At 68.1% G+C, this 13,384-nt stretch carries 9 protein-coding genes and 2 tRNA genes; 8 read left to right on the top strand and 3 right to left on the bottom strand.

Annotated elements, in window-relative coordinates; translation table 11 throughout:
* Window positions 1-34: 34 nt before the first annotated feature.
* Window positions 35-1,102 (bottom strand): multiple monosaccharide ABC transporter substrate-binding protein, encoded by a 1,068-nt coding sequence (gene chvE / locus H3H36_RS12225; RefSeq protein ID WP_182217876.1) that lies wholly within the window; start codon window positions 1,100-1,102, stop codon window positions 35-37.
* A gap of 340 nt (window positions 1,103-1,442) precedes the next feature.
* Between chvE and H3H36_RS12230 the strand changes: the two genes are divergently transcribed.
* Genes H3H36_RS12230 through H3H36_RS12245 form a run of 4 tightly spaced genes read left to right on the top strand, consistent with a single transcriptional unit; the run spans window position 1,443 to window position 5,799 of the window.
* On the top strand, window positions 1,443-2,462 hold the full coding sequence (locus tag H3H36_RS12230) for a 2-dehydro-3-deoxygalactonokinase (RefSeq protein ID WP_182217879.1): 1,020 nt from the start codon (window positions 1,443-1,445) through the stop codon (window positions 2,460-2,462).
* A 36-nt stretch (window positions 2,463-2,498) separates the two neighbouring features.
* Window positions 2,499-4,226 carry an L-arabinonate dehydratase gene (araD, locus tag H3H36_RS12235; RefSeq protein ID WP_182217881.1) on the top strand — a complete coding sequence of 576 codons (1,728 nt, stop codon included), beginning with the start codon at window positions 2,499-2,501 and terminating at the stop codon, window positions 4,224-4,226.
* Window positions 4,226-5,116 carry an SMP-30/gluconolactonase/LRE family protein gene (locus H3H36_RS12240; RefSeq protein ID WP_182217883.1) on the top strand — a complete coding sequence of 297 codons (891 nt, stop codon included), beginning with the start codon at window positions 4,226-4,228 and terminating at the stop codon, window positions 5,114-5,116. Before araD ends, H3H36_RS12240 begins: the two co-directional genes overlap by 1 nt.
* Window positions 5,117-5,139: 23 nt before the next feature.
* On the top strand, window positions 5,140-5,799 hold the full coding sequence (locus H3H36_RS12245) for a bifunctional 2-keto-4-hydroxyglutarate aldolase/2-keto-3-deoxy-6-phosphogluconate aldolase (protein WP_182217885.1): 660 nt from the start codon (window positions 5,140-5,142) through the stop codon (window positions 5,797-5,799).
* Window positions 5,800-5,900: 101 nt separating this feature from the next.
* Here the strand turns inward: H3H36_RS12245 and H3H36_RS12250 are convergent, their stop codons facing one another.
* Window positions 5,901-10,151 (bottom strand): beta strand repeat-containing protein, encoded by a 4,251-nt coding sequence (locus H3H36_RS12250; RefSeq protein ID WP_182217887.1) that lies wholly within the window; start codon window positions 10,149-10,151, stop codon window positions 5,901-5,903.
* 176 nt (window positions 10,152-10,327) lie between these two features.
* Between H3H36_RS12250 and H3H36_RS12255 the strand changes: the two genes are divergently transcribed.
* Window positions 10,328-10,576 (top strand): DUF3297 family protein, encoded by a 249-nt coding sequence (locus H3H36_RS12255; protein WP_182217890.1) that lies wholly within the window; start codon window positions 10,328-10,330, stop codon window positions 10,574-10,576.
* Window positions 10,577-10,582: 6 nt separating this feature from the next.
* Here H3H36_RS12255 and H3H36_RS12260 read toward each other — a convergent pair whose 3' ends face one another.
* Window positions 10,583-11,974 carry an MFS transporter gene (locus tag H3H36_RS12260; protein ID WP_182217892.1) on the bottom strand — a complete coding sequence of 464 codons (1,392 nt, stop codon included), beginning with the start codon at window positions 11,972-11,974 and terminating at the stop codon, window positions 10,583-10,585.
* Window positions 11,975-12,090: 116 nt separating this feature from the next.
* On the opposite strand from H3H36_RS12260, the gene H3H36_RS12265 reads away from it, so the two are divergent.
* The 3 genes from H3H36_RS12265 to H3H36_RS12275 all read left to right on the top strand — a co-directional run bounded on the left by H3H36_RS12265 (window position 12,091) and on the right by H3H36_RS12275 (window position 13,251).
* Window positions 12,091-12,957: a LysR family transcriptional regulator gene (locus tag H3H36_RS12265; protein WP_182217894.1), complete on the top strand. Its 867-nt coding sequence runs from the start codon at window positions 12,091-12,093 to the stop codon at window positions 12,955-12,957.
* Window positions 12,958-13,047: 90 nt separating this feature from the next.
* Window positions 13,048-13,123 (top strand) — tRNA-Gly (locus tag H3H36_RS12270).
* 52 nt (window positions 13,124-13,175) lie between these two features.
* Window positions 13,176-13,251, top strand: a tRNA-Gly gene (locus tag H3H36_RS12275).
* Window positions 13,252-13,384 lie beyond the last annotated feature (133 nt).

Here is a 13,384-nt window from a genome sequence, read left to right on the forward strand (position 1 = left end):
CCCGGCGGCGCTGCACACCGCCGGGGCGCGCCGCTTATTTGAACTGCGACTCGCTGTAGTAGCCGCTGCCGCTCACCAGCACCTGTTTCCAGTTGTTGATGTCCACGCTGACAGGCTTGAGCAGGTAGGCCGGCACCACCTTGACGCCGTTGTTATAGGTCTTGGTATCGTTGATCGGCGGGGTCTTGCCGTTCAGGACCGCGTCCACCATGTTGGCCGTGACCTTGGCCAGCTCGCGCGTGTCCTTGAAGATGGTGGAGCGCTGCTCGCCGCGCAGGATGGACTTGACCGAGGCCACTTCCGCGTCCTGGCCCGTCACCACCGGGAACGGCTGCTTGGGTGTGCCATAGCCCACGCCCTTGAGCGAGGACAGGATGCCGATGCTCAGACCATCATACGGCGACAGCACGGCGTCCACGCGGGCCTTGCCGTAGTTGGCGCTCAGCAGGTTGTCCATGCGGGCCTGGGCCACGGCGCCGTCCCAGCGCAGGGTGGCTACCTTGTCCATGCCGATCTGCTTGCTGCGCACCACCAGCTTGCCCTGGTCCATGTAGGGCTTGAGCACGGACATGGCGCCGTTGTAGAAGAAGAAGGCGTTGTTGTCGTCGGCCGAACCGCCGAACAGTTCGATGTTGAACGGGCCCTTGGCGTGTTGCAGGTCCAGCGCCTTTTCGATGTACTGGGCCTGCAGCACGCCGACCTGGAAGTTATCGAAGGTGGCGTAGTAGTCCACGTTCCTGGAATTGCGGATCAAACGGTCGTAGGCGATGACCTTGACGCCCTTGTCGGCCGCCTTTTGCAGCGCGCCGGCCAGGGTGGTGCCGTCGATGGCGGCAATCACCAGCACCTTGGCGCCCTTGGTGATCATGTTTTCGATCTGGGCCAGCTGGTTGGGAATGTCGTCCTCGGCGTATTGCAGGTCGGGCTTGTAGCCTTTTTCCTTGAATACCTTGACCATATTGTCGCCGTCGGCGATCCACCGGGCCGACGACTTGGTCGGCATCGAGATCCCGATCAGTCCTTTATCTTGCGCGCTGGCGTTGGAGACGGCGCCCAGGGCGCCCACCATCATCAGGGCGGCAAGCAGTGTCTTCATCTTCATTCGTAGTCTCCAGAATCTTATTGGTTTGGTCATGTGGGCCAGGCGGGATAGCCGGCTTACGGTGATCGCGCTTGCGGCGGTATGACACAGGCTGCGATGTGTGGATCATAAATATTTCACAGCGCATTACTAATGACTTTTTCCGCGAAAGCGATATCGAAATGGATATACATGCACGCGGCAGCCCTGTCCCCCGGGGCAAACACGGGGCCGCAGCCTGGGCGGGAAATGGTAGCAGATATCGAAAACGATATCGGAAGTCGAAAATTTCTCATTAGTCAGCCATGAGCGCCGGTCCTAAGATGTGGCTTCTTCCAGCATAGATAACCAAGCGCGCGCCATGAACATTATCACCATCGATTCCGGAACCACCAACAGCCGCTGCTATTTGTGGCGTGACGGGACCCTGCTGGCGCAGGCCGCGGCGGAGGTGGGCGTGCGCGACAGCGCCATCAGCGGCAGCAAGGACGCCCTCAAGCACGCCGTGCGCGACATCATCAAGCTGACGCTGGCCCAGGCCGGGCTGGAAGCGCACGACGTGGGCCTGGTGCTGGCCAGCGGCATGATCACGTCCAGCCTGGGGCTGGTGGAAGTGCCGCACCTGACGGCGCCCGTCGGACTGGCCGAACTGGCGCGCGGCATGGTGCGCATGGAGATGCCGGAAGTATGCGCCCAGCCGATCTGGTTCATTCCCGGCGTGCGCAATCAGGGCCACAAGGTCAGCCTGCTCAATCACGAGGCGATGGACATGATGCGCGGCGAGGAGACGGAAACCATGGGCCTGCTGCGCCGCCTGGACCTGAGCGGCCACGCCTTGCTGGTGCTGCCCGGTTCGCACACGAAGCTGGTCAGCATCGACCAGGCGCAGCGCATCACCGGCTGCGCCACCACGCTGTCGGGCGAGCTGCTGCAAGCGATCACCCAGCACACGCTGATCAGCCAGTCGCTGGGTGCCCAGTTCGGGCGCGAGCTGCGGCCCGAGATGCTGCTGGCCGGCGCCTCCACGGCCCAGCGCACGGGCCTCGCGCGAGCCTGCTTCAGCGTGCGCACGCTGGCCCAGTTCACCGACCTGCAGCACGACGAGCGCGCCAGCTTCCTGCTCGGCGCCGTGCTGTCGGACGACGTGCTGGCCCTGAAAAACAGCAGCGCCATCCAGATGCGGCCCGACACCACCATCGTCATCTGCGGCAAACCCATGCTGCGCGACGCGCTGGCCCTGCTGATCGAAGATAACGGATTCTTTTACGGCCGGCGCATCGTGGCCACCGACGCGCAGCAGGCCGGCTTGTCCGGGGCCGGCGCGATGGCGGTGGCGGCGGCGCGCGGGCTGGTGCCGGCTGCCGCGGAACTGGCGCTGTGACCGGCACCTTCATTCACCTCACCACCCAGACATAACATGACCGAGACGAAAAAACGCACGTTGCGCTCCCAGCACTGGTTCGGCGGCAACGACAAGGATGCCTTCATTCACCGCAGCTGGATGAAGAACCAGGGCATACCGGACGACGCCTTCGACGGCCGGCCCGTGATCGGCATCTGCAACACCTGGTCCGAGCTCACGCCCTGCAACGCCCACTTCCGCGACCTGGCCGAAGCCGTCAAGCGCGGCGTGCTGGAAGCGGGCGGGCTGCCGGTCGAATTCCCCGTCATGTCGCTGGGCGAATCGAACCTGCGGCCCACGGCCATGTTGTTCCGTAACCTGGCCAGCATGGACGTGGAAGAATCGATCCGCGCCAACCCGCTCGACGGCGTGGTGCTGTTGACGGGCTGCGACAAGACCACTCCGGCGCTCCTGATGGGCGCGGCCAGCGTGGACTTGCCCACCATCGTGCTGTCGGGCGGTCCCATGTTGAACGGGAACTATCGGGGCAAGCCAATTGGCTCGGGCACCGACGTGTGGAAGTTTTCCGAGGAAGTGCGCGGCGGCCGCATGACGCAGACCCAGTTCAAGGAAGCCGAATCGTGCATGTCGCGCTCGGCCGGCCACTGCATGACGATGGGCACGGCATCGACCATGGCCGCCATGGTCGAAGCGCTGGGTGTGGCGCTGCCGGGCAACGCCGCCATTCCCGCAGTGGACGCGCGCCGCAAGCTGCAGGCCCAGATGACGGGGCGGCGCATCGTCGGCATGGTGCACGAGGATGTGCGCCTGTCGCACGTTCTGACGCGCGCCGCGTTCGAGAACGCCATCATGGTCAACGGCGCCATCGGCGGTTCCACCAACGCCGTGGTACACCTGCTGGCCATCGCCGGTCGCATCGGCGTGGAACTGACACTGGCCGACTGGGACCGGCTGGGGCGCGACATGCCCTGTTTGCTGAACCTGATGCCGTCCGGGCAGTACCTGATGGAGGACTTCTACTACGCCGGTGGCCTGCCCGTGGTGATGCGCGAAATGCTGGGCAAGCTGCACGGCGCGGCCTTCACCGTCACCGGCGCCAGCGTGGCCGAGAACGTGGCGGACGCGGAAAACTTCAATCCGGAAGTGATCCACCCGCTGGCCGCGCCGTTCAAGGACGATGGCGGCATCGCCGTTTTGAAGGGCAACCTGGCCCCGCGCGGCGCCATCATCAAGCCGTCGGCTGCCTCGCCCGCGCTGATGCGGCACCGGGGCAGGGCGGTGGTGTTCGACAGCATCGAGCACTACAAGCGCCGCATCGACGATCCGGAACTCGACATCGACGCCAACAGCGTGATGGTGCTGCAGAACTGCGGTCCCAAAGGTTATCCCGGCATGGCCGAAGTGGGCAACATGGGCTTGCCGAAAAAGCTGCTGACGCAGGGCGTGACGGACATGGTGCGCATCTCGGACGCGCGCATGAGCGGCACGGCGTTCGGCACCGTGGTCCTGCACGTGGCGCCGGAAGCGGCCATGGGCGGCCCGCTGGCGCTGGTGCGCGACGGCGACATGATCGAGCTGGACGTGCCCAACCGCCGCCTGCACCTGGACGTGGATGACGCCGAGCTGGCGCGCCGCAAGGAAGCCTGGCGCGCGCCGGAACCGGCCATGCGCGGCGGCTACCAGTCCATGTACACCGAGCACGTGCTGCAGGCCGACCAGGGCGTGGACCTGGACTTCCTGGTCGGCTGCCGCGGTTCGGCCGTGCCGCGCGAGTCGCACTGATGGTCGCGCCATTGACCTTGCTGGTCGATGCCGGCGACGAGCTCGGTGAGGGCGTGCTGTGGTGCGACCGCAGCGCCCGCGTCTACTGGACCGACATCCAGGGTGCGCGCCTGCACGGTTACAGCTTGGCCACGGGCGAGCACCGGCTGTGGCACTTGCCTGAGCGCCTGTGCAGCTTCGCGCTGACGGATGATCCCGACCTGCTGCTTGCCGGTCTGGCCTCGCGCCTGGCGTGGCTGGACCTGCGCGACGGCACGGTGAGCACCATCGTAGCGGTGGAACCCGAGCTGGCGCACACCCGCGTCAACGACGCACGTTGCGACCGGCAGGGGCGCTTCGTCTTCGGTACGCTCGACGAGCGCGCCGACAAGGAGGCCATCGGCGGCTACTACCGTCTCAATACCGATCTGACGCTGGAGCGGCTGCCGCTACCCGGCTGCGCCATCGCCAACAGCATCTGCTTTGGCCTCGATGGCGACACCATGTATTACAGCGACACGCAGCGCCAGACCATAGTACGGTGGGACGGTTATGGCAGCGGCGGGCCGGCCCGCACCACCATGTTCGCCGACTTGCGCGGCAGCGATGCCTGGCCCGATGGTTCCGTCATCGACGAACAAGGTTATCTGTGGAACGCCCAGTGGGGCGCCTCGCGCGTGGCGCGCTACGCGCCCGACGGCACGCTGATGGCGACCTGGCCGCTTCCTGTCACGCAGCCCAGTTGCCTGTGCCTGGGCGGCGCCGGATTCAATCAACTGTTCGTCACAACGGCATGGGAAGGCCTTGGCGCGCAAGCGCGGGCCGCGCAACCGATGGCCGGTGGCCTGTTTGGCGCCGAAGTGGCCGGCGTGCGCGGCCTGCCGGAATCGCGCTTTGGCGCCTTGCCTTGAACTGCAACGAAGGGATACCCGATATGCACAAACACGAATTGATGCAAACCCTGCTGCGCCGCCCGATGGTGGCGATCGTGCGCGCCGCTTCGGCCAACGAAGCGCTGGCACTGGCAGAAGCCTGCATCGCCGGCGGCATGACGGCGCTGGAAGTGGCGTTCACCACGCCGGACACGCTGGACGTGCTGCGCACGCTGCGCCAGCGCCATGGCGACAGTCTGCTGCTGGGCGCCGGCACGGTGCTGGACCCGGAGACGGCGCGGCTGGCCATCCTGGCCGGTGCGCGCATGATCATCTCGCCGGCCGTCAACCTGGACACGATACGCCTGTGCCAGCGCTACCAGGTGCTGTCCATGCCCGGCGCCGTGACGCCGACGGAGATTGTGGCGGCGATGGAGGCGGGCGCGGACCTGGTCAAGATCTTCCCGGCCGAAACCTTGGGCCCCGCGTACCTGAAGGCATTGCGTGCGCCGCTGCCGCAGGCGCCGTTGATGCCCACCGGCGGCGTCACGGTGGAGAACCTGCCCGAATGGTTCGCCCATGGCGCGCTGGCCGTCGGCATCGGCGGCAGCCTGACGGCGCCGGCGGCGCAAGGGGACTACCGCGCAGTGACCGAGCGGGCGGCCCGCTTTGTCGAACGATGGGGGCACTGCGCCGGTCCGGCCGCGAGAGACGGCGCCTAGGATACTGAGGCCCCGCGCCAAAGAAGAATGCCGTTCAGCGTGAGCTGAACGGCATTTGCGCTTGTGGCGCTCGGTAACCGGCGCCGCCGGCTACCTTGGCCTTATTTGCTGCTGATCGCCAGCAAGCCTTGGCCGCCGGACGACTGCAGTGCTTTCAGGCGCAGCGTGTCGTCGCTGGCTGCCAGTCCATCGCTGGCGCCCAACGGCTGGCCGTGCGCATCGAACTGCTTGAGCGCGTCGGCCATGCGGGCCGCGCCGCTGGCGAGGGCGACGGCCGGCTGCTGGTCCACGGCCAGGCTGGCCGCCGCCACGCCAGGTGCGCTGGCCGGGGCGTTGAACGCGGCCATGGCCTGCACCAACTCCGTGACCTGGCCGCGCAGGTCGGCCGGCGCCGCCGCCAGCGACTGCGCGAGCGCATGTGGCGCCAGCGGCGCGGGCGCACCGACCGGCAGCACCGCCAGTTGCGCGGCCGACAGCGCGTGCACCTGGTCGGCCGTCATGGCATGCGCTTGCGCGTGGCTGATGCCCTTGAGCTGGGACGTGGTCAGCGCCGCCACCTGGCTGGTGCTCAGGCTGGCGAACTGGCTGGTCGACAGGGCGGCCAGCTGGCTGCTGCGCAGGCCGGGGATGTCGCGCGTTTCGATCGCCGTCAGCTCGTTCGTGCTCAGGGCCGCCACCACGGCCGTGCCCAGCGCGCCGACCTGGGCCGACGACAGTGCCGCGATCTGATCCGTCGTCAGGTGATCGCTGGCGATCTGGGACGGCGCCAGCGCCGCGATCTGGCGCGTGGCCAGGGCGGCGATCTGGCCGGTGCCCAGGGCCGCCACCTGGTCGGACGTCAGGCTGTGGATGACGGCCGTAGTCAGCGCGGCCAGCGCCGCGCTGTTCAGGGCGGTCAGCGCGGCCGGTCGCAACTGGGCCACATTCTGGGTTTCCAGTGCCGCCGCCTGGGCCGTGCCCAGTGCGGCCAACTGCGCGGTGGTCACGCCAGACCAGAAGGTGGTCGTACGGGCGAAGCCGGTGAAGGCCGCCTGGTTGAGGGCCGCCATGTCGGCCGGATCCAGCGTGCCGAACGCTTGCGTGGACAGGGCGCTCAGCTGGGCGCTGGTCAGCGCCGATGCCTGGCGCGTGGTCAGCGCGGCCAGTTGGCCCGTGCTCAGTGCAGCCACCTGGCGCGTACTCAGGCCGGCGATCACGGCTGCGTTCAGCGCGGCGAAGTCGTTCGTCTCCAGCGCCGCCAGCGCGGCCGTGGACAGTGCGCCGACCTGCGCGGCCGTCAGGATGGCGGCCTGTTTGGTCGTCAGGGCGACGGCCTGGGCGGTGGTCAGGCCGGCCAGCGCGTTGGTGCGCAAGGCCGCGATCTGGGCCGTACCCAGCGTGCCGAACTGGCTGTTGCCGCCATCGTCATTGCCCAGCGCAGCCAGTTGGGCCGAGCTCAGGCCGGCCAGCGCGGCCACGCTCAGGCCTGGCAATTGGGTCGCATCGAAGGCCGCCACGCCGGTCGTGCCGAGCGCGCTGACCTGGGATGAGCCCAGCGCGCCGAGCTGGCTCGAACTCAGCACGTGGACTTGGCCGGTGCCCAGCGCGTGCATGGTGGCCGTGCCCAGCGCGTGGATCTGGCGCGTGGCCAGGCTGGCCACTTGTTCCGTGCTGAGCGCCGTCACCAGTGACGCCGGCAGGCTGGCGATGGCGTTGGTGCTCAGCGCGGCCAGGTCGGCCGTCGTGAAGCCGGCGATCACGGCGGTGGGCAGCGCGGCCAGCTGGGCGCTCGACAGGATGCCGGTCTGGCTGGTGCTCAGCGCGCCGATCTGGGCGCTGCTCAGGGCCGCCATCTGGTTGCCGGTCAGGCCCTGGATGGCGTTCAGGCGCAGGGCCGCCACGTCGGCCTCGTCGAGCGCGTGGATGGCCGCCGTCGACAGCGCCGCGACCTGGGCACTGCCCAGGCCGGCGGCCTGGGTCGTACTGAGGCCGGCCGCCTGGGCCGTGCTCATGCCGGCGATCACGCCGGCGCGCAGGCTGGAGAACTGGGCGCTGGTGAGCGCGTTGAGCTGGCTCGTGCCCAGCGATGCGAACTGGGCCGAGTTAAGGCCGGCGATGGCCGCCGTGCTCAAGCCGGCCAGGTTGGCCGCGTCGATGGCGGCCAGGCTGGCCGTGGCCAGCGCGCCCAGTTGTTGCGAGTTCAGCGCGCGCAACTGGACGGAAACGAGCGCGGCCAACTGGTCGCTGCTCAGGCGGTTCAGGCTGGCCGTGCCCAGCGCGGCGATCTGGCGCGTGGCCAGGCTTTGCACCTGGCTGGTGGTCATGGCCGCCAGCAGGGCGGGGTCGAGGGCACGGATGGCGGCGCTGCCCAGCGCCGCCAGGTCCGCCGTTTCCATGGCCGCGAATGCGGCCGAGGACAGGGCGTTGACCTGGCGGCTGTTCAACATGGCCGCCTGGCCTGTGCTCAGCGCGGCCACTTGCTGCGATGCCAGCGCGTGCAGCTGGTCAGTGCGCAAGCCCGTCACGGCCGCCAGCTTGAGGGCGGCGACATCGGCGTCATCGAGCGCGGCGATGGCGGCCGTGGACAGGGCCGCCAGTTGCGGCGCCGTCAGCGTGGCCGCCTGCGTCGTGCCCAGCACGGCCGCTTGCGCGCTGGTCAGGCCGGCCAGCGCGCTGGTGCGCAGGGCGGCCAGCTGCGCCGTCGAGAGCAAGTTGAACTGGTTGTCGCCACCGTCGTTACGGCCCAGCGCCGCCAACTGGCTGGAACTGAGCGCGGCGATGGCGCCCGTGCGCAGGGCGGCCAGCTTGGCGCCGTCGATCAGGGCCAGGTCGGCCGTCGACAGGGCGCCCAGTTGCTGCGAGCCGAGCGCGCCCAACTGGGCCGAGGTCAGGGCCTGGAACTGGGCGCTGCTGAGCGCGTTCAGGCTGGCGCTGCCCAGGGCGGCGATCTGGCGCGTGCTCAGCTGGGCGATCTGCTCCGTGCTGAGGCCGGCCAGCGTGGCGCTCGACAGGCTGGCGAAGGTGGCCGTGTTGAACGCGGCCAGGTCGGCCGTGTTCAGGGCGGCGAAGGCGGCGCTGCTGAGTGCGCGCAACTGGCTGCTGCTCAGCGCGGCCGCCTGGGCCGTTTGCATGGCGGCCGCCTGGGCCGTGTTCAGGGCGGCCACTTGCTGGGTCTTCAGGCCGGTGATGGCGGCGCTTTTGAGGGCGGCGAAATCATCGGCCGACAGGGCGGCGATGGCGGCCGTGGACAGCGCCGCCAGTTGGGTGCTGGTCAGCGACGCGGCCTGGGCCGTCGTCAGCGCGGCCGCTTGCTGCGTGCCCAGCGTGGCCAGAGAGGCCGAGCGCAGCGCAGCGATCTGGGCCGTGCTCAGGCCGGCCACGACTTCGGTGCTGAGGGCGGCGACCTGGCGGGTGGCCAGCGCGCCGATGACCGCGCTCGACAGGCCGGCGATGGCCGCTGCATCAAGGGCGGCGATCGCTTGCGTCGACAAGGCGCCGAACTGCGGCACCGACAATGCGCCCAGCTGGCCGCTGCCCAGGCTGGCCGCCTGCTGGGGGCCGAGCGTGGCCACCTGGGTGGTGCTCAGCCCGGCCAGCGCGGGCGTGGCCAGCGCGCGCAAGCCTTCAGTGCCCAGCGCCGCCAGGTTGCTGGTGGACAGGGCGCCAACCTGGCGCGAATTCAGTGCGTGCAGCTGGGCCGAGTCCAATGCCTGCACCTGGGTGCTCGACAGGGCGGCCAGCTGGTTGCCCGTGAGGCCGCCGATGTCACGCGTTTCGATGGCGGCCAGCGCGTCCGTGCCCAGCGCGGCGATGGCGGCGCTGTTGAGTGCACCCACCTGGGCCGAGGACAGGGCCGCGATCTGCTCCGTCGTCAACAGGTCGCCACCGGTCAGCGCGGCGATCTGGCGCGAGGCCAGCGCGGCCACCTGGCTGGTGCTGAGCGCGTGCAACTGGTCCGTGCTCAGGTTGGCCACGGCCGCCGTGCCCAGGGCGTTCAGGCTGGCCGTGCCCAGGCTGGGCAGGGCGGCCGTGGACAGTTGCTTGATGGCGCGGGGGTTCAGGTTGGCCGCCTGCACCGTGGTCAGGCCGGCCACTTGCGTGCTGGTCAGGGCGGACATGAAGTGGGTCGATTGCGAGGCGCCGGCGATGGCAGGGGCCTTCATGGCGGCGATGTCTTCGCGTGCCAGGGCCGCGATGGCGGCCGTGGACAACGCTTGCAGCTGGGTGCTGCTCAAGGCGGCCGCCTGGGCGGTGGTGAGGGCGGCCGCGTGGCTGGCCGGCAGTTCGGCCAGGTCGCTGGTGGTGAGGGCGGCGATGCTCTGGGTTGGCAAACCGGCAAACTGCGCGGTCGTCATATTGCTGATAAAGCCCATGGGTAGACTCCTTTGTCAATGTTGCTAAAAACTATAACATAGAAAAGAAGAAATTTCCCATAGGCAATTAGCTATTTTAGTAAGATTATTCTGATTTTAACTTTCCCGGCGGCCCGCGCGGGGCGGGGTGGGGCTGGCGTTGTCTCGCCGCCCGATCTCGTGGATAATTGCGGCCTATGAACGATACCTCCACTCTCCCCCCATTACCCGACCGCCTGTCGGTCGATCCGCGCAGCCCCTTCCACAACGTGGACGTGCTGCAGAACGATATCGGCATCAAGATCAACGACAAGGAACGTCGCGACGTCGAGGAATACTGCATCAGCGAAGGCTGGATCAAGGTCGCCGCCGGCAAGACGCTGGACCGCAAAGGCCGCCCCATGCTGATCAAGCTGACGGGCCGTATCGAAGTCTTCTACAAGTAATCCTGCCTATCCGGCGACGGCCGGAAGGACCTGGCCCGGCCGGGTCCAGCCCGCCGTCGCGGCCGCCGCCATCAGCAAGATGGCACAAATGGCCATCACGATGCGCACGCCGGCCGTCATGGCCGCCGCGTCGCCATGGGCCACGATGGCGCCAAACATGGCCACCCCGGCCGCGCCACCCACCTGGCGCGCCGTGTTCAGGATGGCCGACGCCGTACCCGCCTGTTCCTTTTCCACACTCGACAAGATCGCCGTCGTCATCGGCGGTACGGCCAGCCCCATGCCAGCCGGAATCAGCACCAGCCCTGGCAACATGGCCAGGAAGCTGGCCGCTGGTCCCATGCCGCATGCACCCAGCAGCGCGTAGCCGGCCCCGCAGATCAAGCCGCCGGCCACCATGGGTGGTCGCAATCCCGACCGTGCCACCAGCCGCCCGCTGGCGATGTTGGAAAAAATGAAGGTGCCCGTGAGGGGCAGGAAGGCGAGGCCGGCCTGCATCACCGTGTAGCCGCGCACCCGTTGCAGGTAGAAGCTGAGCACGAAGATCATGCCGTAATAGGTGAAGTTGACCAGCACCCCGAACAGCACGGCGCCCGAGAACGGCCGGCTGGCGAACAGGCGCAAGGGCAGCATGGGCGCGGCCGCGCGGCGCTCGACGGCGATGAAGGCCGCGCCGGCGATCAAGGCCAACAGCAAGCCGCCCGCCACCACGGGGTGGGTCCAGCCCAGCGCAGGCGTCTCGATCATGGCGGCGATCAGGCCGGCCAGCGCCACGATGACCAGCAACTGCCCGGCCACGTCCAGGTGGCGTGCTGGTGCCCTGGCGGTCGCGCGCGGCACCACCGTCCATGCCAGCGCGCAACCGGCCAGGCAGATCGGCACGTTGACCCAGAAGATGCCGCGCCAGCCGCCCATGGTCAGCAGCAGGGCGCCCAGCACGGGGCCGGCCGCGATGGATACGCCGCCGGCGGCCGTCCACCAGCCGATGGCCTTGGCCAGCCGCGTCGGATCATGCCGGTAGGCCGCGTTGAGGATGGCCAGTGAGCTGGGCACCAGCAGCGCCGCGCCCACGCCCTGCAGGGCGCGCGCGACGTTCAGCAGCAGGGCCGTGGGCGCCAGCGCGCAAGCGGCCGAGGCCAGCAGGAACAGGATGAAGCCGGCCAGGAACACCCGGCGCGCACCGAATTTGTCCCCCATCACGCCGGCCGACAGCAGGAATACGGCAAAGCCCAGGGTGTAGGCATCCACCACCCATTGCAGGGCGCCCACGCTGGCGTGCAGGTCGGCCCCCATCCGGGGCAGGGCCACGTTGACGATGGTGACGTCCAGTTGGACGATGATGAAGGCGAAGCTGCAGGCCAGCAGCAGGGCCGGTGTGGCGGGGCGGTCGGTGGACAAGACGGTTCCTCGATAGTGGCGGCGCGGTTGTTGATCCCACTATACGGTGGTTTGACTATTTAAAAAAATGAATAATAATGATTAGACCTATCGTTTTTTGAGAATTCAGGAGTGACATGGAGTTGTCCGCCTTGCGCATCTTTAAAGCCGTGGCCGAGGAAGGCAGCGTGACGCTGGCGGCCGCGCGCCTGAACCGGGTGCAGTCGAACGTGTCGGCCCGGCTCACGCAACTGGAGGAATCGCTGGGCGTGACCCTGTTCCACCGCGCCGGCCGTGGCTTGCGCATCACGGCCGAAGGCGACCGTTTGCTGGCCTACGCCGACCGCTTGCTGCAACTGGCGGACGAGGCGCAGGCGGCCATGCGCCTGGACCAGCAGCCAGCGGGCCAGTTGCGCATCGGCGCCATGGAAACGACGGCGGCGGCCCGCTTGCCCAAGGTGCTGGCGGCATTCAACCGCGCGTATCCGCAAGTGGACCTGGTGCTGGAGACGGGGCCGACCGACCACCTGCTCGACGGCGTGCTGCGGCACCGGCTCGACGTGGCGCTGGTGGCCGCGCCCGTGCCCCATGGGGAGCTGGAACAACAGCCCGTGTTCGCGGAAGAACTGGTGCTGATCACCGGCCCCGCGCATCCGGCCGTGCATGGGCCGCGCGACGTGGCGCGCCGCAACCTGCTGGTGTTCCGCTCCGGCTGCACCTACCGCCGCCGGCTGGAAGCGTGGTTCGCCGAGGCGGACGTGGCGCCCGGCCGTATTTCCGAATTCGGCACCTTCGAGGCCATCATCGGCTGCGTGGCGGCCGGCATGGGCGTGGCGCTGATGCCGATGGAGATCATCAGCCAGCGCAAGCTGGGCCGCACGATCAGGGTGCATACGCTGCCGCCCGCCGTCGCCCACGTCGAGACCATGCTGGTGTGGCGCAAGGACGTGCTGCACCATCCGGCGCGGGCGGCGTTCGCGGCGTCGCTGGCGCCCGCGAACTGACCGCGCATCGGCCTTTTCAGGAAATTTTGTCGAAAGCGCTATCGGGCACTTGAAAAAACGTGCGGCCCTCTGCTATAGTTCTGCCTCCACGCGGGAGTAGCTCAGTTGGTAGAGCGCAACCTTGCCAAGGTTGAGGTCGAGAGTTCGAGACTCTTCTCCCGCTCCAAACGCTACACGGCGGATGGCAGCGCGCGGTGGACGCAGTAATCAACTCCTATGCGGGAGTAGCTCAGTTGGTAGAGCGCAACCTTGCCAAGGTTGAGGTCGAGAGTTCGAGACTCTTCTCCCGCTCCAGAATTCTGCACAGGGAAGCCGTTCGGCTTCCCTTTTTGCTTTTCCAGCCAGCAATCTTGTTGCGCTGCCTACAAAGCGGGCAGTTTATATTTTCCCCTTAAGAATCAATCGCTTGATACGGGCTGGATGGGCT

Origin of the sequence: Rugamonas fusca, assembly GCF_014042365.1 — a bacterium.
GTDB lineage: Bacteria > Pseudomonadota > Gammaproteobacteria > Burkholderiales > Burkholderiaceae_D > Rugamonas > Rugamonas fusca.

Excerpts from the sequence above, each read along its gene's own strand:
- H3H36_RS12255 (WP_182217890.1), top strand. The coding sequence starts at position 10,328 with ATGAACGATACCTCCACTCTCCCCCCATTACCCGACCGCCTGTCGGTC.
- H3H36_RS12240 (WP_182217883.1), top strand. The coding sequence starts at position 4,226 with ATGGTCGCGCCATTGACCTTGCTGGTCGATGCCGGCGACGAGCTCGGT.
- araD (WP_182217881.1), top strand. The coding sequence starts at position 2,499 with ATGACCGAGACGAAAAAACGCACGTTGCGCTCCCAGCACTGGTTCGGC.
- H3H36_RS12265 (WP_182217894.1), top strand. The coding sequence starts at position 12,091 with ATGGAGTTGTCCGCCTTGCGCATCTTTAAAGCCGTGGCCGAGGAAGGC.
- H3H36_RS12250 (WP_182217887.1), bottom strand. The coding sequence starts at position 10,151 with ATGGGCTTTATCAGCAATATGACGACCGCGCAGTTTGCCGGTTTGCCA.
- H3H36_RS12245 (WP_182217885.1), top strand. The coding sequence starts at position 5,140 with ATGCACAAACACGAATTGATGCAAACCCTGCTGCGCCGCCCGATGGTG.
- chvE (WP_182217876.1), bottom strand. The coding sequence starts at position 1,102 with ATGAAGATGAAGACACTGCTTGCCGCCCTGATGATGGTGGGCGCCCTG.
- H3H36_RS12230 (WP_182217879.1), top strand. The coding sequence starts at position 1,443 with ATGAACATTATCACCATCGATTCCGGAACCACCAACAGCCGCTGCTAT.